Origin of the sequence: Microbacterium sp. SORGH_AS_1204 (assembly GCF_030818935.1) — a bacterium.
Classification (GTDB): domain Bacteria; phylum Actinomycetota; class Actinomycetes; order Actinomycetales; family Microbacteriaceae; genus Microbacterium.
This window is the reverse complement of the sequence record NZ_JAUTBD010000001.1, coordinates 2,272,352-2,290,490: the sequence shown is the minus strand read 5'-3', so window position 1 is coordinate 2,290,490 and position 18,139 is coordinate 2,272,352. Positions and strand designations below refer to the sequence as shown.

Annotated in this window: 15 protein-coding genes; 10 read left to right on the top strand and 5 right to left on the bottom strand. The window is 72.4% G+C overall.

Annotated elements, in window-relative coordinates:
- Positions 1–46: 46 nt before the first annotated feature.
- Positions 47–1,495, bottom strand: coding sequence for a PLP-dependent aminotransferase family protein (locus QE410_RS10535; RefSeq protein ID WP_307331488.1), 1,449 nt, complete (start codon positions 1,493–1,495; stop codon positions 47–49).
- Between the two features lie 19 nt (positions 1,496–1,514).
- Between QE410_RS10535 and QE410_RS10530 the strand changes: the two genes are divergently transcribed.
- A complete protein-coding gene (locus tag QE410_RS10530; protein WP_307331483.1) occupies positions 1,515–1,913 on the top strand; it encodes a hypothetical protein in 399 nt (132 codons plus the stop codon).
- Between the two features lie 73 nt (positions 1,914–1,986).
- Complete coding sequence (locus QE410_RS10525) at positions 1,987–3,750, top strand: HNH endonuclease signature motif containing protein (protein WP_307331481.1); 1,764 nt, start codon at positions 1,987–1,989, stop codon at positions 3,748–3,750.
- Between the two features lie 321 nt (positions 3,751–4,071).
- On the opposite strand, the gene QE410_RS10520 is transcribed toward QE410_RS10525, so the two are convergent.
- From QE410_RS10520 to QE410_RS10510, 3 genes are read right to left on the bottom strand one after another with little or no spacing between them, the layout of a single operon-like run.
- Entirely contained in the window at positions 4,072–7,422 is a 3,351-nt protein-coding gene (locus QE410_RS10520; protein ID WP_307331480.1) for an ATP-binding protein, read from the bottom strand.
- The gene (locus QE410_RS10515; protein WP_373459337.1) at positions 7,419–8,273 is read right to left on the bottom strand and encodes a DUF4194 domain-containing protein; all 855 of its coding nucleotides are present in this window, start codon (positions 8,271–8,273) and stop codon (positions 7,419–7,421) included. The genes QE410_RS10520 and QE410_RS10515 overlap by 4 nt, the downstream gene beginning before the upstream one ends.
- Entirely contained in the window at positions 8,266–9,741 is a 1,476-nt protein-coding gene (locus QE410_RS10510) for a DUF3375 domain-containing protein (RefSeq protein ID WP_307331477.1), read from the bottom strand. The genes QE410_RS10515 and QE410_RS10510 overlap by 8 nt, the downstream gene beginning before the upstream one ends.
- A 476-nt stretch (positions 9,742–10,217) precedes the next feature.
- On the opposite strand from QE410_RS10510, the gene QE410_RS10505 reads away from it, so the two are divergent.
- Together QE410_RS10505 and QE410_RS10500 are read left to right on the top strand one after the other, a co-directional pair.
- Entirely contained in the window at positions 10,218–11,483 is a 1,266-nt protein-coding gene (locus QE410_RS10505; protein WP_307331475.1) for a hypothetical protein, read from the top strand.
- A 20-nt stretch (positions 11,484–11,503) separates the two neighbouring features.
- Complete coding sequence (locus QE410_RS10500) at positions 11,504–13,069, top strand: S8 family peptidase (protein ID WP_307331472.1); 1,566 nt, start codon at positions 11,504–11,506, stop codon at positions 13,067–13,069.
- Positions 13,070–13,278: 209 nt separating this feature from the next.
- On the opposite strand, the gene QE410_RS10495 is transcribed toward QE410_RS10500, so the two are convergent.
- On the bottom strand, positions 13,279–14,076 hold the full coding sequence (locus QE410_RS10495) for an alpha/beta fold hydrolase (RefSeq protein WP_307331469.1): 798 nt from the start codon (positions 14,074–14,076) through the stop codon (positions 13,279–13,281).
- Positions 14,077–14,133: 57 nt separating this feature from the next.
- On the opposite strand from QE410_RS10495, the gene QE410_RS10490 reads away from it, so the two are divergent.
- The 6 genes from QE410_RS10490 (at position 14,134) to QE410_RS10465 (ending at position 18,124) form a co-directional block, all read left to right on the top strand.
- Positions 14,134–14,700 carry a mismatch-specific DNA-glycosylase gene (locus QE410_RS10490; protein ID WP_307331466.1) on the top strand — a complete coding sequence of 189 codons (567 nt, stop codon included), beginning with the start codon at positions 14,134–14,136 and terminating at the stop codon, positions 14,698–14,700.
- A 62-nt stretch (positions 14,701–14,762) separates the two neighbouring features.
- Complete coding sequence (locus QE410_RS10485) at positions 14,763–15,185, top strand: DUF2809 domain-containing protein (RefSeq protein ID WP_307331463.1); 423 nt, start codon at positions 14,763–14,765, stop codon at positions 15,183–15,185.
- A gap of 27 nt (positions 15,186–15,212) precedes the next feature.
- Positions 15,213–15,509, top strand: a complete 297-nt coding sequence (locus tag QE410_RS10480) for a DUF1905 domain-containing protein (protein ID WP_307331460.1) — start codon at positions 15,213–15,215, stop codon at positions 15,507–15,509.
- Between the two features lie 105 nt (positions 15,510–15,614).
- The gene (locus tag QE410_RS10475) at positions 15,615–16,076 is read left to right on the top strand and encodes a prepilin peptidase (protein ID WP_307331456.1); all 462 of its coding nucleotides are present in this window, start codon (positions 15,615–15,617) and stop codon (positions 16,074–16,076) included.
- Between the two features lie 241 nt (positions 16,077–16,317).
- Positions 16,318–17,391: a YhjD/YihY/BrkB family envelope integrity protein gene (locus QE410_RS10470; protein WP_307331452.1), complete on the top strand. Its 1,074-nt coding sequence runs from the start codon at positions 16,318–16,320 to the stop codon at positions 17,389–17,391.
- Positions 17,384–18,124: an NAD(P)H-hydrate epimerase gene (locus QE410_RS10465; protein WP_307331450.1), complete on the top strand. Its 741-nt coding sequence runs from the start codon at positions 17,384–17,386 to the stop codon at positions 18,122–18,124. The genes QE410_RS10470 and QE410_RS10465 overlap by 8 nt, the downstream gene beginning before the upstream one ends.
- The last annotated feature ends 15 nt before the right edge of the window (positions 18,125–18,139 follow it).

Below are 18,139 nucleotides of genomic sequence, written 5' to 3'. Positions count from 1 at the left end.
CGCCCCTCACCTCAGCGTAGAGAGAGGGTCGGACATTCCCGGGGGATCATGCCTGCGGCGCGCTGCGGTACCGCCGCCACGCCTCACCGAGCCGGATCAGGCCCTCGTCGAGGAAGGAGGAGGTGATGGGGATGCGGATGTGGTCGTCGGTGTCCACATCCGACGAGAACTGCGTCGACCCGGCCACCGAGACGCCGAAAGAGGCGGCATGACGGGCGAAGACGGAGGCGGAGCCTGACGGCATCCGGGCCCAGATGCACAATCCGCCCCGAGGAGGCCGCCACTCCCACTCGGGCAGGTGCGCTCGCACCAGCGCGCCCGCGCGGACGGCGGCCGCCCGGTGGGAGACGGCGGCGTCGCGGCGGAGCGCGGGCGCCTCGGCGAGCAGGTCGAGCGCGAGCAACTGAGCGGGCACGCTCGTCGACAGGTCGCTCACCTGACGAAGTCCGCGCAATCGTCGCACGAGCACGGGGTCTGCGCGCATCCATCCCACGCGCAGCCCCTCCCATGCCCACTTCGACAGCGACTCGACGACGACGATGGGCGCATCCGGGCGCAGCGCGGCCAGCGACGGGGGAGTGCGTCCGTCGAACGAGATGTGGGCGAGCACGCGATCCTCGACCACGGTGACGCCGTGCTCCGCGGCGAGATCGGCGATCCGTTGCCGCACGCGCGGAGGCGTCTGCAGACCGGTGGGGTTGTGGTTGTGCGGATTCAGAGCGATGAGAACGGGTCGACGCACCACGATCGCCGCTTCGAGTTCGTCGACGTCGACGCCGTCGGGGGTCAGGCGGATGCCGTGGACCCGGCCCCCGCGTCGCCGCACGGCATCCGTGAGTCCGGGCCAGCTCACGTCCTCGGTCAGAACCGTGTCGCCGGGCGCGACGAGTTCGTCGACGAGCAGGCTCAGCGCCTGCTGGCCGCCGTGGGTGACGAGGATCTGCGCGGCTGTCGTGCGCGTGCCGTCATCGGTCATCGTTCGCGCGATGAGTTCGCGCAGGGCGGGGAGTCCTGCGGGGTCCGCCTCGACCGTGGTCGCGTCGAGCACGGGACGGTGTCGGTGCACGATCTCGACGGCGCGGGGTGCGATCGCCGGCACCGCGCGGAGCAGGTCGATGTTCGACGACAGCGATGCGTACAACGCCTCGCCGCGGCCGGCGGCCTGACGAGGCGTGGCCGGCGCCGTGCCCGCGACGCGCGTTCCACTGCCCTGCCGGCGGTCCAGGATGCCGTCGTCGTACAACCGTGCGTAGGCGCTGACGACCGTGCCGCGCGAGACGGCGACGGTGGCGGCGAGCGTGCGCTCCGAGGGCAGCCGGTCGCCGCCTCGAAGTTCGCCCTCGCGGACGAGCCGGGCGATGCCGTCGGCGAGGCTCGCCGCGAGGGTCGCGTCCGTGCGTGCCCATTTGCCCAGGCGCTCGGCGAGGCGTTCGGCCGAGACGATGGCCGTGCGGTGGTCCACCAGGCCGGAAGTGGCTCTGTCGACGAGGGTCATACCCCCCGATTCTGGGCCAATGACCCGATCGATCTCGCCCCAGCCCCCGTTCTTCGGTCCACTCGCCCCCGATTGGACCATCACCCGTCTTCTCGAGTGGGTGGCCTCCGACGACGCTCATTGCCATGACGAGCGACTGTCGGACGTGATGGATGCCGCAGCGCAAGCGCTCGGTGCGCAGCCGGCGGGGCCGGCGTGCGGCGTCGTCGCTCGCGTCCGGCTGCTCGCGTCGCGGGTGGCGGCGGATGCCGCGGCGGCGGAGCGCACGCTGGGCAGTGTGTTCGCGAAGGGGGAGGAGGCGCGTGGGGGAGCGCTGCCGGAGCCGATCCCGACGGAAGTGTCGACGGCGTCGGTCGTGCCGTCGGAGACGCGAGCGACGTCTTCGCGGGCCGGGGAGGGGGCATTGGTGGGGGCGTGAGGCGGTGACCCGTCTCGTGTCGTCGAAGCTCGGGTCAGGGGCCGATGTCGGAACCCCTCGCTAGCGTGGAATCATGCAGATCACGACTCCGCAGGGCGACCGGCCGAAGCCGAATCTCTCGCCCTGGGGTGTGCCGTGGCCGAGCGCCGACGACCTCCAGCGAGACGCCGATACGGCGTGGGCCGTCGAGGTAGGCTTCGCCGACCCGGGTGCTTTCGATGTCGACACGTTCGCCGATCTCGACCCGGGTGCCTTCGGCGTCGACACGGTCGCCTTTTCCGAGCCGGCGGAGTCGGACGCCGCGATGCCGGGGCGGGTGCTCGACGAGTTGGAGCGGCAGGTGCGAGAACGTCACCGTGCGACCGCTGCGGAGTATCGGCTCATTCGGCTCCTGCTCGATCGCGCGGCGGCCGATCCGGTGCCGTGGGTGGGTCCCGACCCCACCCTCGACCTGGCATGGAGCGATATGCGCGGCCGAACCGTCGCTGCCGTGCGACGCGATCGGCGTGACGTCGCCGAGCGTGCCGCGATCGCTGAGATCGCGACGCGGCTACGTCTGTCGGAGCAGACCGTGCGAGCGCGTGCCGCCCAGGCTGAGGTGCTGCAGACGCGCTGCCCCGATGTGTGGGGCGCGTTCACAGAGGGGAACATCTCCGAGCGTCACGCCGTCGAGGCCGCGCGGTTGGCGACCTCGCTTCCCGACGCGGAGGACACACCCGTTGCGGAACCGGTCGCTTCGCCGGACGAGGCCGGGCTCATCGCGGGCGACGTGGAGCTCGTGGGCGACGACCGCGATGCGGGTGAGCATGGGTCTCCCTCGGACTCGGCCGCAGCCGAGGTGAGGTGCGACTCTCCACCCAGCGAGCACGCGTCGTGGCGCGTTTTCGACGAGGGTGCGCTCGACCGCGCGCTCCGGCTGCCTCCCGCACGCTTCGCCGTCGCCGCGCGCTCGCTGCGAGAGCGCGTGCACAGCGAGTCGCTCGAAGCCCGGCACCGGCGGGCAGCGCGTGATCGTGGCGTGTGGCTCACACCGGAACTCGACGGCATGGCGACGCTGTCGGCCCTGCTCCCCGCCGATCGCGCCCACGACGCCATGGCGCGCGTGGACCGCGCTGCCCGCCACGTGCGCGCGGCGCCCGACGAAGATCGGACGCTCGCGCAACTGCGTGCCGATGTTCTCGCCGATCTGCTCACGGCGACGCCCACGTCGACGATGACCGAAGCTCCGGCGGCTTCCACCGCGCCGGGCAGCGCTGGCCCAGCCGCCGTCGGCCCAGCCGCCGTGCGACCAGCCGCCGAGCGCCGAGCGGCCACGGGCCCGAGAAAACCCCGCACACACGTCCTTGCAGGTTCGCCGCCGCGACGCCCCGCCGCAATCGTTGTCACGGTGCCGGCGCTCTCCCTGCTGGGCGCGAGCACGGAGCCGGCAGTGCTCGACGGTTACGGTCCGATCGATCTCGACACCGCGCGCCGTCTCGCGGGTGAGGCGTCCTCGTGGATCCGCGTCCTCACCCATCCCGTCACCGGGGTTCCCCTCGCGCTCGATCGCACGACCTACCGGGTGCCCGTCGCTCTGCGCCGCTGGCTCGGCGTCATCGCTCCGACGTGCGTCTTCCCCGGATGCGGACGGACCGCTCGCGAGTGCGACCTCGACCATCTCACCGCGTGGCTCGATGGCGGAGGAACCGACGACGACAACCTCGCCCCCGAATGTCGACATCACCATCGTCTGCGCCACGAGTCCCGCTGGCATCCCTCCCGGGATCCCGACACCGGCGACCTCCACTGGGCGTCGCCACTGGGGGCCGAGATCGCCGAGGATCCGCCGCCGTTCTAGCCCCGATAGATCAACATGCCGTCGTCTCGTGCGCGGCACTATGGGCGACCATGAGCAGCGGAACGAGTGCGAACGCTGAGCCGACGGCAAGCACGAGCCCATTCCTCGAAAGGGCGCCTACCTCATTCTGCGAACGGTGGCCCGAGCCGTTCGCGAACCGGGGATGACCGCGTCCTGACGCGCGAGAGGGCCGCTCGCCATCGCCGCGTGCCTCGACCCTCCGCGGCGAGAAGCCCACTCTCCGCCGGCAGCCCCACTTTCGCCATCGCCGCGTGCCTCACCCCTCCGCTGCGAGAGCCTCACCCCTCCGCTGCGAGACCCTCACCCCTCCGCCGGCAACCCCACCTTCGCCTTCGCCCACGAGCGCCCGCGCGTGTCCTTGAGGATGTCGTATTCGACGTCGACGTGCGGCTCGATCGCGCTGTACTTGTCGTTCGGTGCGCCGATGACCAGCTGGAACCCGAGACCGCGCCACGCGCCGATCGCGCGCTTGGTGAAGTGCGCGTCGGCCTTGATGAGCGCCTCGTCGAGGAACACCGGTGCATACCGCGGCCGTTCGGCCCCGGCATCCCCGAGCTGATACCGCAGGGCCGCGCCGACGATGAACGCGATCAGCTCCTGCGACTCCCCGCCGGACTTCTCGCCGATGTGGTCGTACAGGGCGACGTGCTCGCCGGTGTCGGCGCGGAAGCGCTCGGCGCTGACGCGCACGTGATTGCGCACGTCGACGAGGTCGGCAAAGTCCGGCGCCGTGGGACGGATACGCCCGATCAGTCGTGCCATCCGCCCGTACACGGCCTCGCGCTCCTCGTCGGAGGAGGCCGCATCGATCGCCGCCCGCACATCCCGCAGCTCGCGCCGGAACCGGCGCCGCACCTCCGACTGGTTCTCGCGCGGCACGATCTGCAACCGGTGCTCGTCGTCGTAGAACGGCAGGTCCTGCATGATGTCGTTGATCGGTGCGATGCGCTCACGGATCTCGCGCAGCGCCCGGGTGAGCGCCGAATCGAGGCTCGTCAGGTCGTTGCCCGACAGGCGCAGCAGCGAATCGCGCCACTCCGTCTCGAGCTCGTGCAGACCGCTGGCTTCGAGGTCGGCGAGGATCCGTTCGAAGTCCCCGAGCGACTCGTCGGGGTCGGCGAGCAGGTTCGGGCTCGGCCACCGATCGGTGAACGCGGTGAGCGTGCGCCGCAGGCTTTCGCGCTGGTCGGCGAAGGTCTCCTGTGCTCCGCGCTGCTCCTCGAGCAGACGCTTCGACGCCGATTCGAGGGCGGCGTCGAAACGCGAGAGCAGCTGCGAGGGCGAGGCGTCGTCCGACGGTGCGACGAAGAGTCCGTCGAGGTACGCGGCTTCCTCCGCCGAGAGCACGAGGTCGGCGTCTTCCGCCCGCTCGATGCGCTCGTTGGCACGGTCGACGTCGTCCGTGATCTCCGCCCACCGGGCCGCGAGCGCCTGCTGCTCGGTCTTGGCCGCGCCGATCTCCTCGCGCAGCCGCGCGGCGCGCGAACGCGTCCCCGAGATCTGTTCCTGCAGCTCTGCGATGCGCGGGTTTCCTGCGGTGATCTCGACGATGGTCTCATTCCAGCGGTCGAGATCGCGCAGAACGGATGCCGTGTCCACCTGCCCCCACGACAGGTCCGCGACCTTCTCGAAGGCGCTGCGCCGCTCGTCGAACGCATCCAGGGCGGCCGCGGCCTCATCCACCGCGGCCTTGGCCGAGGCGAGATCGCGACGCACGGTGACGATCTGCTCGCCCAGCTCGGTCAGGCGCACGCGAGACGAGAAGCCGAGCACGCTGTTGCGGGTCGAGCCGCCGTGCGCGCCGCGCGCGCCCTGGCTGGTCTGGCCCGAGATCGTCAGCGCGAGGCGATGGGCGGGCAGCTCGGCCGGCGAATCCACGCATACGAACGCGAACTGCTGCTCGAGCCGATCCTGCAGCCACCCGGTGAAGGGGGAGCGGCGGTACTCCAGCCGCCCCGGCAGGGTGGCGGGGTCCAGACCCGTCTGCTCGGGCAGCCCGGTCGACACGCCCTCGAATCGCAGACGCTCCGAGAGCCGCACCCCGTCGATCGCGGAGCGGAAGGATGCCAGGTGGGCGGCATCCACGAGCAGCGTCGTCGCGAAACCGCCGAGGGCGAGCGTGAACGCCCCGCGCCACGGCTCGAACTCGGTGCGCACATCCACAAGCTCGGCGACGAAAGGCAACTCCGCCGCGCTCAGCCCCGCGGCCCCGGCCAGCGCCTCGCGGGCCTCGTGCAACCGCGGGGGGATGTTGTCGTCGCGCGTCTGCGTGCGCCGATGCTCGGCCTCGAGCGCCGCGAGCTGCTGGCGCAGATCGGTGTGGGTGCTGCTCGCGGCGACGAACGCGTCGCGCACCGCGGTCTTGGCATCCGCGTCGGCGAGTGTTCGGCGGGCCTCGGCCACGAGAGCGTCGAAGTGCTTCGCCGACGAGACCTCGACCGACAGCACGCCGAGGGCCGCCTCGAACCGCTCGCGATCGCGGTGCATGCCGGCGAGCCGCTGCTCGAGCGCGCGCAGCTCGCGCTGTGCCGCGTCGAGCCGGTCGCCGCCGGCCGCACGCAGCACGTCGCCGAGTCCCTCGCGTTCGGCCTCGGCGGCGTCGGCGAGGGCCTGGCGCTCGCGCACGAGGGCGTCGGTGGCGTGCGTACGCTCGCGCAGCTCGTCTTCGACCGCGGCGAGCAGGTCGACCCGCCGCTGGGCGCGCCAGAGCGAGGCCCGCGAGTCCGGGTCGCCGAAGCGCCCGAGCGCATCGAGCATCCGCAACCGTTCCGACGCCTCGTCGATCCGCGCTTTCATCGTGCGGATCGGCTGCAGCGCCCGCACCTGCTGACGGGCCTCGAGCATGCGCGTGCGCGTGGACTCAAGCCCGTCGAAGTGCGACACGACCGCCTCGGCCACGGCGAGCGTCTCGGGCTCCTCGAGCACCATCCGCTTGTAGAGGTCGTCGACGGTGGTGATCTGCTGCCCGGCCTGGATACGCGCGAGCAGGCTCATCGCCTTCGTACCCGCGCCCGCCGCACCGATGCCGAGGACCGCGTGCAGGCGCGCCGAGAACTCCCGGTCGGTCGCGAGGGTCTCGAGCCCCGCCGCCCGCACCGCGGAGTCCGCCAGGTGGCTCTGCGCCGCCCGCTCCAACGAACGCAGCTCGAACGCGCCGTGCACCGTCGCGCGCACCTTGACGGCGTCGTCGAGCGTGCGCGCCGCGGCCGGGATGTACCAGGCCCGCACCGCCGTGAACCGGGCGCCGTCGTGGTCGACCCAGGTCATCGCGATCGCCGTCCACGTGTCGACGCCGTCGCCGCGCAGCACCCGCACCTTCGTGCCCTCGTCGGTGCGCGACTCGTCGAGCTTGCCGCGGCCGTACGACAGGATGTTGCGCTGCTCCTGCCCACGCGGACGCCCCACGACCGCGCCGTTCGACGCGCCGTTGAAGGGGGTCGTATGCGGCATCATCAGCGCCACGTACGCGTCCATCAGCGTCGACTTGCCCGAGCCCGACCCGCCGCACAGCAGGGTCGCGGTCGGGGCGAAGCGCACGCGGTGCGTGCCGTCGTAGCCGCCCCAGTTGATCAGCTGCAGGTCTTCGGCGACCCACTGCTGCCCGCGGGAGGCGGCGGGGATGAGCCCGAAGAGGGTTTCGAGCATGGTCATGAAAGCAGATCCCTCTCGACGAGTCCGGATGCCGAGGGCTCGGGCGACGGGAATGTCACGGCCTCGGGCTCACGCGGGGTGGGTGTCTCGGCATCCTGGGCGGGACGTTCGGCGACCGCGGCGTCACGGCCCGCTGGCTCACGGGAGGCGGGCGTCTCGGCATCCCGCGTCTGTTCGTCGAGCCAGCGCTGCAGATCCCGCAGCACTTCCGCGCTCAGCACGACCTCGATGAGAGGTCCGATGCGGTAGCGCCCCTCGGACTCCTCCTCGATGATGCCCTCGCGATCCAGGCGCGCGATCGCCGTGCGCACGGCGCGCTGCTGGCTGGCGCGCGTGCCGTCGGACTCGGCGAAGTAGGTGAGCACGGTCTGCTCGACCTCTTCGACATCGACGCGCGCGGATGCCGTGCCGGCGGTCGTCTCGCGCTGGAACACCGTCCGCAGGTAGACGAGCACGAGCGTCTCGGCCCGCGAGTACGCCTCGTCTTTCAGCAGGATCGGCACGTCGACCTCGTCGCTGCGCACCTGCTCCTTGTAGGCGACGCCCCGCGCGTGGTCGACGACGAGGCGCACGAACAGGTCGTTCAGGCGCGATTCGATCATCTGCTGGTGCTCGAGCAGCAGCTTCCACTCGGCGGGGGAGTTCTCCGCCAGCAGGAACCGCCTCTGCAGGATCCGCACGAGCACCCGTCGCACCTCGGCGTCGAGCGTGCCGCGGTCGCCCGCGAACAGCGCGTCGGGGTCGTTCTCCATGGCGACCGGCGAGATGAAGACGGGGGCCGAGCCTTCCCGGCCGTCGCTGTCCGCACCTGTCTCCGCCGCGCGCGTGCCCGGGGTCTCCACGTCACTCATCGGCATCCTGTTCTGCGAGGTTTGCTGCTCTGACCGCCCCGAAAGCGAACCGGCGCGTCGTGCCGTCGGGACGCACGGCCTCCACGATCGAGATGTCGTCGGTCTCGGTCAGGCCGCCGCGATGCACGATCTCGAGCAGGCCCACGAGGTCGACGGGGCGGCGGGTCTCGGCATCCGCTCCCGAGAAGGCCTCGGCGAGGTCGAAGCCGTCGTCTAGTCGCGCCACGTAGGCCTCGAGCTCGGCGTAGTGCGGCCCGCCCCACGCGCGCGTGTCGATGCCCGCGAACTCGACGTCGTCCGCTCCGGATGCCAGGGGCTCGGGCGCTCCGGAAGGTCTGATGTCGCTGATCGACTGGCGCAGGTGGCCCACGTCGGCGAGCGGCAGAGTGCGCACCGGTTCGACGCGACCGGGGGAGCGGGTCTGGCTCCACCGGTGGAGCCCCGCCATCACGCCGCGCAGCAGGTCGTCGACGTGGCGGTCGCGGATCGGGTCGTGCGTGCGCACCTGCGCGGTGATGACGTGCGAGGCCCGTCGCTGGGCCGTGAGCACCTCCTGCACACCCGCTTCGACGCGGCGGGCGATGGCATCCAGTTCGCCGCGTTGCTCCGGGGTCATCAGGCGCGAGAAGGGCTGGGTGAGCACGGCGTGCAGCTGGTCGGTGAGGTCGTCGATGTTCTCGGGGTCGCCGATCAGGCGCAGGGCGCCCTGGAACGCCCGCCCCTCGGGCGTCGCCTGCATCACCTGTCGTCCGCGTTCGAGGTACTCCCGCAGCACCTCGCCGGTGGGGCGCACGTCGCGGCGAAGCTCCGCGACCACGTCGCGCTGCATCGCGGCGATTGATTCCGCGACGCGCGAGAAGTCGGCCGGCAGCTCGCGCGCGAGGTGGATGACGTTCTCGGCCTCCTCGAGCAGGTGGTCGTCGTCGAGCGGTTCCACGACGCCCTCGTCGAGCGCGGCGATCTCGGCATCGAGTGCCGCGCGCTCTTCGAGCAGGGCCTCGCGTCTGCGGGTGGGGTCGCTCTCGGCGTCGCGGGCGAGACGATCGACCGCGTCGAGCAACGTGCGCACGCGCGAGCGCGACACCCGCGCGCGCCCCCCACCGGCGCGACCGGCGATCTCGAGGGCGCCGACCGCGTGCGCCGAGAGGCGGTACACCTCGACGTCGTCCTCGATCTGCAGGCCGAGCCAGCCCACGCGCACCCAGCCGCGGCAGATATCGCGCGCCGACCCGGCGGGGATGCGTCGATCGTCGTCGGTGTCGTATCCCGCGGCGCGCAGCTCATCGATCGCCTCGGCGACCTCGACGTGCGCGTCGGCGACCGCCACGGCGGGGCGGTCGGGCGAGAACACCACCGACAGCACGGCCACGACGAAGGGTGCGAACCGGCCGTGCAGCAGATCGAGCGTGGGGTTCTTGAACGCCGTGACCGAGCGCAGGTAGGCGGCTTCGGCTCGGGTGCGGGTCACTGGCTGAAGTCTACCGGCGGCTGCTGCCACCCCACGATCCGGCGAGGCGTCGGCCGCGGTCGGCCCCGAGCTCCCCGCTCACTGACAGCGCGCCGAGCTCGGGGCGAGGCCACGGGTGAATTCCGGTGACCGGCGACGTCATGCGGCCCGGTGGACGTTCCGCCAGGAGACGGTGCCGGGATGCCACCCGTCCGCCCCTCACCCCGGGTTCGATCCGCGAAGACGACGCGTTCGCCGGCCCGCGGGGCGGCATCCATCATCGCGAGACGTCGTCTGCCCCGCCACGCACCCGGCCTGGGCGGCACAGAAAGGACGGACGCTCCGTGTCCCCTGCCGCACACCTCCCGGGTTCGCCGGCCCCGCAGACCTCTCCCGCGCCGGCTGCGGCCCCCGCACCGGCTGCGGCCCCCGCGCCGGCTGGGGTGTCGTCCGCCGGTCCCGCCCGTCGCCTGGTCCTGCACGCTGCTGCCTGGTCGGTGCCGGCCATCACTCTCGTCTCGTCCTCGCCGGCGGCGGCCGCCTCGGGCCCCGCTCTGACCTTCACGTCAGCCTCTTATGCCGGCGTCGCCTGCGCCACGATCCTCGACGCCGTCGTGCGCCTCACCGACGGCGCCCACGCCGTCTCCGGGATCACCGTCGTGCTGCAGCTGGCCGGGGGCTACACCTTCGACGCGGGCGCCGTCTCCGCCACGGTCGTGACCGGCGGCGACGGCACGGCGTCCTGCGGCGCGATCCACGTACCCGCCGGCGGCGCGGCCGGAAGCATCGCCGCCACTGCGTCGGGCGCCACCGGGGCCACCGCGACACTCACCGCCTTCGATGCACGGCTGCTGGCGTCCCCGCGCGGACTCTCGGATGCCACCCTCATCCCGGTGGGCGCGGCCCCCGTCGCGCTCGATCTGTACCTGTCGTCGGGCACGCTCCACCGCTCGGGCGTCGGCGCCGTCGCGACGGATGTCGACGCGGTGGGGACGCTCGCCCCCTCGGCGGACGACGCCTCCGCCTTCCTCCTGCCGCTGCGTCTCGACGACGGCCGCGCGGTGGTCTTCGACACCGCTTCGAACGTGGCGAGCCCCGTCGTCGGCATCCCCTCGGGCGCGACGCCGGTCGCCGCCGACCTGTTCCTCTCCGGCTCGACGCTGTACCGCGCGGGAGTCGTCGTCGCTTCCGGCGTCGATGCCTGCGGACAGCTGATCGAGCACGACGCCGACACAGCGGGGCGTCTCTACCTGCCGTATCGCGCGACCGACGGCACCCCGCGGCTGCTGCGCCTGCCCGACGGCGACACGCGGACGGCATTCGAATACGGCACCGCCGGTGGGCCGCCCGCGGGCGCGACGCCGGTCGCCGACGACCTCTTCACCGCCGCCGGCAACATCCATCGCGTCAGTTGGGATGGCACCGCGGCCTTCGGTGCCGGCATCGTGGCATCCGGGATCGCCTCGTGGGGTGCGCTCACGCCGAACCCGTCCTACGCCGGCGAGCGCCTGCTGCCGGTCATCACCACGGCGGGAGACGCCGCGCTGTTCATGGTGTCGGGCAACACCGTCCGCCCCGCACGCTCCGTGCCCGCGGGAGCGACGGCGGTGGGTGCCGACCTGTTCCGCGTCGGCACCACGATCCATCAGGACGGTACGGGGCAGGTGGCGTCCGACGTCACCTCCGTCGGCGACGCGTCACCCGCGTCGCGCGGCGGCACGCGCGTCGTGGTGCCCCTCGGTTCGGCGGTGGCGTCGTGCTGAACGAACGAGAAGGAGAGCCCGTGTCGCATCGTCCCCGTCCCACGAGCCGGCGTCGCTGGTGGGTACTCGGCATCACCGGCTGCGTGCTGATCGCGACGGGCGTGACCGCCGCGGTGTGGCCTGCGGGCGACGACGTCCGATCGAGCGTCGCATCCGAGGTGCTCGCGTCCGCACCCCGCGCCGCCGCCACACCCGACCCCTCGGCCGTCGGTTCGTGGTCGGAGCCCCTGGGCATCCCCGCGGATGCCACCGACGACGAACGTCTGCAGATCAAGCTGTCGTACGATCTGGTCGCCGTCCCCGCCGCGCAATTCGACCGGCTGCGGACCATCCCGGGCGTCGACATCGTCAGTCCGCGAACGCTCGACGACACCGTCTACGCCGCCGTGCGTGACGCCGACGTCGCGGCCGTCCGCGCCGCGCTCCCAGACGTCGAGGTCACCCCGAACAAGACCTTCGAGGCCGACGACGCGCAGACCCCCGTCCCGTCATGGGGCCTGGATGCCGTCGACAACACCGACGCCGCCCGTGACGACAATTACCTGTACGACTCCACCGGTGCCGGCGTGACCGCGTTCGTGCTCGACAGCGGCGTGCAGTCGGATCATCCCGACTTCGGCGGGCGGGTCGATGCGGCCGCCGGACACGATGAGGTCGGCGACGGACGGGGGACCGAGGACTGCAACGGTCACGGCACCCACGTGGCCGGCACCATCGGCAGCACGACCTACGGTGTCGCGAAGGCCGTGCGGATCGTGCCGGTGCGCGTAATCGGCTGCGGCCAGGGCGGATCCGTGCTCGACATGCTCTACGGGATGCTGTGGATCTACCAGAACAACGCCCCCGAGCAGTCGGTGGTCAACATGAGCGTCGGGAGCCCGACCGTCCAGCAGGTCAACGACTTCGCCGACGGCCTGACCGAGGCCGGCTTCGTCGTCGTCGTCGCCGCCGGCAACGACAGCCAGGATGCCTGCAACACCTCTCCCGCGGGCGCCGCTCAGCCGCTGACCGTAGGGGCGTTCGACACCACGCGCACCCTCGCCTGGTACAGCAACTGGGGGTCGTGTGTCGACATCCTCGCTCCGGGCTCCGACATCACCTCCACCTGGATCGGCAGCCAGGTCTCGACCATCAGCGGTACCTCGATGGCGTCCCCTCACGTGGCGGGTCTCGCCGCGCGCCTGCTGGAGCGGCACCCGACATGGACGACGACCGAAGTGCAGCAAGAGCTCACCAGGGCCACCGCGACCGGTCATATCGCGGGGCTGCCCGCCGGCACCCCGAACCTCGTGGCGGCCATCCCCGGCACTCCGCGCATCGCGTCGCTGTCGGTCACGGCCGATCCCGCGGGCCTCGCCCTCGCGTGGACGACGAACAGGATCGGAGCCTTCTCCACGTTCGCGCTGACGGTCGTCGACACGACAACCGGGCAGGAGTACCCCGTCACCGTCTCGGCGACGCGCTCCTCGATCGTGTTCACCGACGCGCAGTCCGGGCATGCCTACACGGCGAGCGTCGTCGGAACCGCAACGATGCCATCGGGTGCGGTCGTCACGACCGACCCGGTCACCGCGACGGGGCCCTGAGGACGCCGGGTGCGCACTGATCGTCACCGCGAGCGCCGTCCGCCCCGGCCCGAGGGGGCGGCCCCGACGACGCGTGTCCGCCTACCGGGAGCGCCGTCTGACGGGCTCACCGCCCAGAGGGGGACGCCGACAACGCGTGTCCGCCTACCGGGAGCGTTGTGCGACGGGCGCCCCGGCCCGAGGGACAGCGCCCGGTGACGCGTGTCCGCCTACCGGGAGCGCCCCAGGAACTCCAGGCCCGCCTCGCGGAACGCGCGTGCTCCCGGAGCGTTCACGTGGTGACGGCCCGGGATATCGGCGAATTCCCCCTGTGGCAACAGTGACGCGAGACGCGCCGATTGGTCGTGGATGGGGTCCTGCGTCCCCGTGGCGATGAGCACCGGCTGCTGCGGCGGCGACGCGGGGTCGGGATCCGTCTCGCCCAGCCGCATGCCCTCGGCGATCGCGACCAGGGCGCGCAGGTCGTTGCCGGGCACCCGCTCGGCGAGCGAGACGTAGCGCAGGGTCGTGGCATCCTCCACCGGTGTGCCGTGGTCGAGGAACGCGCGTGCCTGGTCGACCTTCAGCCGGGCCAGGGGACGACCGTCGGGGATACCGCCGAGCACGGCCCGTTCGACGTGCTCGGGAGCGTCGACCGCGAGTTGCCATCCCACCCGGCCGCCGAGGGAGTAGCCGAGGTAGCGCACCGCGTCGAGCAGGTAGGTGTCGAGCACGGCGACCAGGTCGGACACCAGCGTCGGCATCGTGTACGACGCGGCGTCGATCGGCTTCTCGCTCGACCCGTGCCCGCGCTGATCGACCGCGACCACGCGGAACCCGGCGCGCAGCAGGTCGCGCACCCAGCCGGTGTTGACCCAGTTGTCGCGCGTGCTCGAACCGAAGCCGTGCACGCACAGGACGGCGTCGGCGTCGGCGTCACCCCAGGTGTACGTCGCGAGGCGCACGTTGTCGCCGACGATGACGTACTGCGGCGCGGGCATCTCGGTCAGGGCGGGCACGGCATCCATTCCTCCGATCCTGGCAGACGCACAGCCTCGGCCCGGGGTACTGGTCATAGTGGTCTCATGGGTTTCACGCGCGCCGAGCTCGAATCGTTCCGGGATGCCACGATCCCCGACCTCGTCGAGCCGGGCGTGCGGCTGCTGTTCGTCGGCATCAATCCGGGTCTGTGGACCGCGGCGACGGGGACCCCGTTCGCCCGCCCCGGCAATCGGTTCTGGCCCGCGCTGGTGGAGGCCGGCATGCTCCCGCGGCTGCCGCGATACGCCGAGCCCCTCGACGCGCAGGACCGTCGCATGATCTTCGACGCGGGGATCGGTGTGAGCAACCTCGTCGCCCGGGCGACCGTCCGCGCCGACGAACTGTCGCGCGAGGAGCTGCGCGCCGGTGCGGCGACCCTCGTCACGCGTGTCGGCGCATGGCGTCCGCGGGCGGTGGCCGTCGTCGGACTCGCCGCGTACCGACAGGGTTTCGACCGGCCCCGCGCCGTCGCCGGGAAGCAGCACGAGACCATCGCCGACGTGCCGACCTGGGTGCTGCCCAACCCCAGCGGCCTGAACGCGCACGACACCGTTGCCACCCTCGCCCGCGCGTACGCCGAGCCCGCTCGCGCGGCGGGGGTGCTCGCGTGATGTCCGTGCGGCGCCGAGGTGCGCGCGCGGTGCGCGGCTCGATACCGGGCTCCGACGTGGGCGTGCGGCCCAGACGACGGCGCTGGGCGGCGTTCGCGGCGCTTCTCGCGGTGGTGGTCGCGGGGCTGATCGTGTCGCGAGCTCTCCCGTCGTCATCGGCGACCGACATCGCCGGAGACGCCCTCTACGCCGCCGCCGCCTACACGGGTCTCGTGCTGCTGATGCCGCGCGCGCCTCGATGGGCGGTCGCGCTCGCCGCGGCGGGGTGGTGCGTCGCGGTGGAGCTTCTGCAACGCACGGGCCTCCCCCTCGCGCTGGCCGAGTGGATGCCGCCGGTGGCGCTGGTGCTCGGGACCGGTTTCGACGCCCGCGACCTCGTGGTGTACGTGCTGGCGGTGATCGCGACGGTCGCGATCGACCGGGCCGTGAGCGTGCGCCTCCTCCCCAGGGGACCGGCTCGCGGCGGTGTCCGACCTCCCGAGTAGGGTGACGCGCGACGAGAGGAGACGCGCGTGATCGTGCGATTCGAGGGCGACGTCTTCCGGTGGGAGGCTCGCACCGACAGCGACTGGTACTTCGTCGCACTCCCACCGGAGCTCAGCGACGACATCCGCGAGACGCAGACGTACCGTCGCGGCTTCGGCGGGGTGCGCGTGGAGGCGACGATCGGCGGCTCGACCTGGCGCACGTCGATCTTTCCGCAGGCGGGCGGCGCGTACGTCCTGCCCCTGAAACGGGCGGTGCGCGACACGGAAGGGATCGACCCCGGCGCGACCATCGATGTCGACCTCGTCGTGCTCGACGCCTGAGAACCCATGCCGCGGTGCCACGCCCGCCGTCCGGTGACGTCCGCCGTACGGGCGCCCGATGGATGCCCCGGTCTCGCACGACCCGTCGTGAGAAGGAGGTGACGGATGCCGTGGAGTCTCGTTCCCGCTCTGGTGGTGTTCGCGATGCTCAGCGTCGTCCTCACGGTGGTCGATGTCCGCACCCACCGCCTCCCCGACGGCATCGTGCTCCCGGGCGGGGGGATCGTGCTCGCCCTGATGGCGAGCGCCGCGGTGGTCATCGGTTCACCGCATCGCCTGGCGGGGATCGCCGGGGGAGCAGCGGCCGCGTTCGTGGTCTGCCTCGCGGTGCACCTCGCACGACCGGCGGCCTTCGGCGGGGGTGACGTCAAGCTCGCGGGTATCTGCGGCGGCGTGCTCGGGTGGGTGGGCCCGGAGGCTGCGGCATCCGGGATCGCGCTGGCTTTCGTCGCGGGCGGCGTGGCCGCGGCGGGCACCGTGGCCGCGGGGGCCCGCGGAACGACCATCGCGTTCGGGCCGTTCCTGTTGCTGGGCACGTGGGCGAGGCTGCTCTCGGGGCCGTGGTGACGGTCGATCCCCCAGGGCCGTGGTGACGGTCGATCCCCGAGGCCGTGGTGACGGTCGATCCCCAGGGGGACCCGGGGGTCGGTGCCACGGCCGTCGGGCCGCAGCTCCCCGAGTGGTGAACGCATAGGCGCGGCCGGCGGTATCCGCGACGAACAGCGGGTGCGCGGCTCGCGCCGTGCCCCGCTGGGACGCCGCGGTCAAGCCTGCGAGACCGTTCGCGCCGCGTCGATACGCTGACCCCATGCTCGACCTCATCCGTCGCGTCACCGCGTGGGCGCTGTCGCTGCGCCTGGTGCGCGCCTTCCTCGTCTATTCGGGCGCGCGCGGGCCGACACTGGCCGACAGTGTCACGTACCGCACGCTGTTCAGCCTGTTCGCCGCCGTCCTCATCGGATTCTCGTTCGCGGCGCTCTGGCTCTCGGGCAACCCCGAAGGACTCAGCGCGCTCGTGCGCTCGGTGAACAGCGTGGTTCCGGGGCTGGTCGGACCCGAAGGCCTCATCAAGGTCGACGACATCGAGGCCCCCGGCGGCCTGACCCTCGCCGGAATCATCGGAACGATCGGTCTCATCGGCGCGGCGATCGGCGCCATCGGGTCGCTGCGCACGGCCCTTCGACAGATCGCGGGGGTCGCCACCGACGACACCCTCATAGTTTGGGTGCTGCTGCGCAACCTCGCCCTCGCCATCGGCATCGGTCTTGCCCTCGTCGCGGGCGCGGCCGTGACCTTCCTCGCCACGGCGGGGCTGACGTTCATCCGCGAACTGCTGGGCATCTCCGCCGACTCCTGGATCACCGCGGTCCTGACGTGGCTGCTGTCGACCGTCGTGGTTCTCGTGCTCGATTCCGCGGCCATCGCCGCCGCGTTCGCGCTGCTGTCCGGGGTGCGCGCTCGCCGCAGCACACTCATCCGGGGCTCCCTGCTGGGCGGGCTCGGTCTGGTCGTGCTCCAACAGTTGTCGGGACTGTTCGTGGGCGGCGCGAGCAGCAACCCCCTGCTGGCGACCTTCGCCTCTCTCATCGCTCTGCTGCTGTGGTTGAACCTGTCGAGCCAGGTCATCCTGATCGCCGGTGCCTACATCACCGTCGCCACCGAGGAGGACCACGACCGCGTCCGCGCCAAGTACGGCGCGGCGACGATGATCCAATTCCGCGTCCGACGCGCCGAGAAAGCGGTCACCGCGGCCATGGGCGAGCTGAACGCCGCCCGCGAGGCCGAGGCGAAAGAGCGCGAGACGCTCGCGAAGACCGATCCCGCCGCCGCGGCGCGGGAGACGCAGGCCGAACGCGACGCCGAGGCGAAGAGCGATGCCTGAGACCCCGACGACCGCGGCCACCGACGCCGGGGCGACGCCGCGCACCGCTGCCTACACGGCCGACGCCGTCCGGGCCGCCGAGGCTCCGCTGCTCGCCGACGGTCGTCCGCTCATGCGATGGGCGGCCGCGGCCCTCGCCGAGATCGTCGCGACCGAGCTGGACGCGGCGCCGGGCGCTGTGCTGGTGCTCGCCGGCGCGGGCGACAACGGGGGCGACGCGCTCTACGCGGCCGCCGATCTCGCGCGCCGCGCCGACCGCGTCGACGTCGTCCTCGTGCGCGACCGCGTGCACCGCGGGGCACTGGATGCGGCCGTCTCCGCCGGCGCCCGGGTCGTCTCCGCGTCCGAGGTGTGTGCGCGCCTCGACGCGTACGTGCTGGTGCTCGACGGCATCCTGGGTATCGGGCGGCTCGCCGATCGCCGTCTGCGCGGCTCCGCCCGTGCGCTCGTCGAGTCTCTCCTCGCCCTGGTCCAACGGCCGCGCGTGGTCGCCGTCGACCTGCCCAGCGGCCTCGACCCCGACGAGGGCACAGCGGATGCCGCCGTGCTCCCCGCCGACATCACGGTCACGTTCGGCGCGCTCAAGGCCGGACTCGTCCGCGGCCGCGGCCCCGAGCTGTCGGGGCGCGTGCACCTCGTCGACCTCGGCCTCGAGCCCGCTCTCCGGCGAGCGCAACCCGCCGTCGCCAGTGCGGTGCCCGTCGTGCGGGTACCGGCGCGTCATCGGTTCTGACGCACGTTCGCGCGC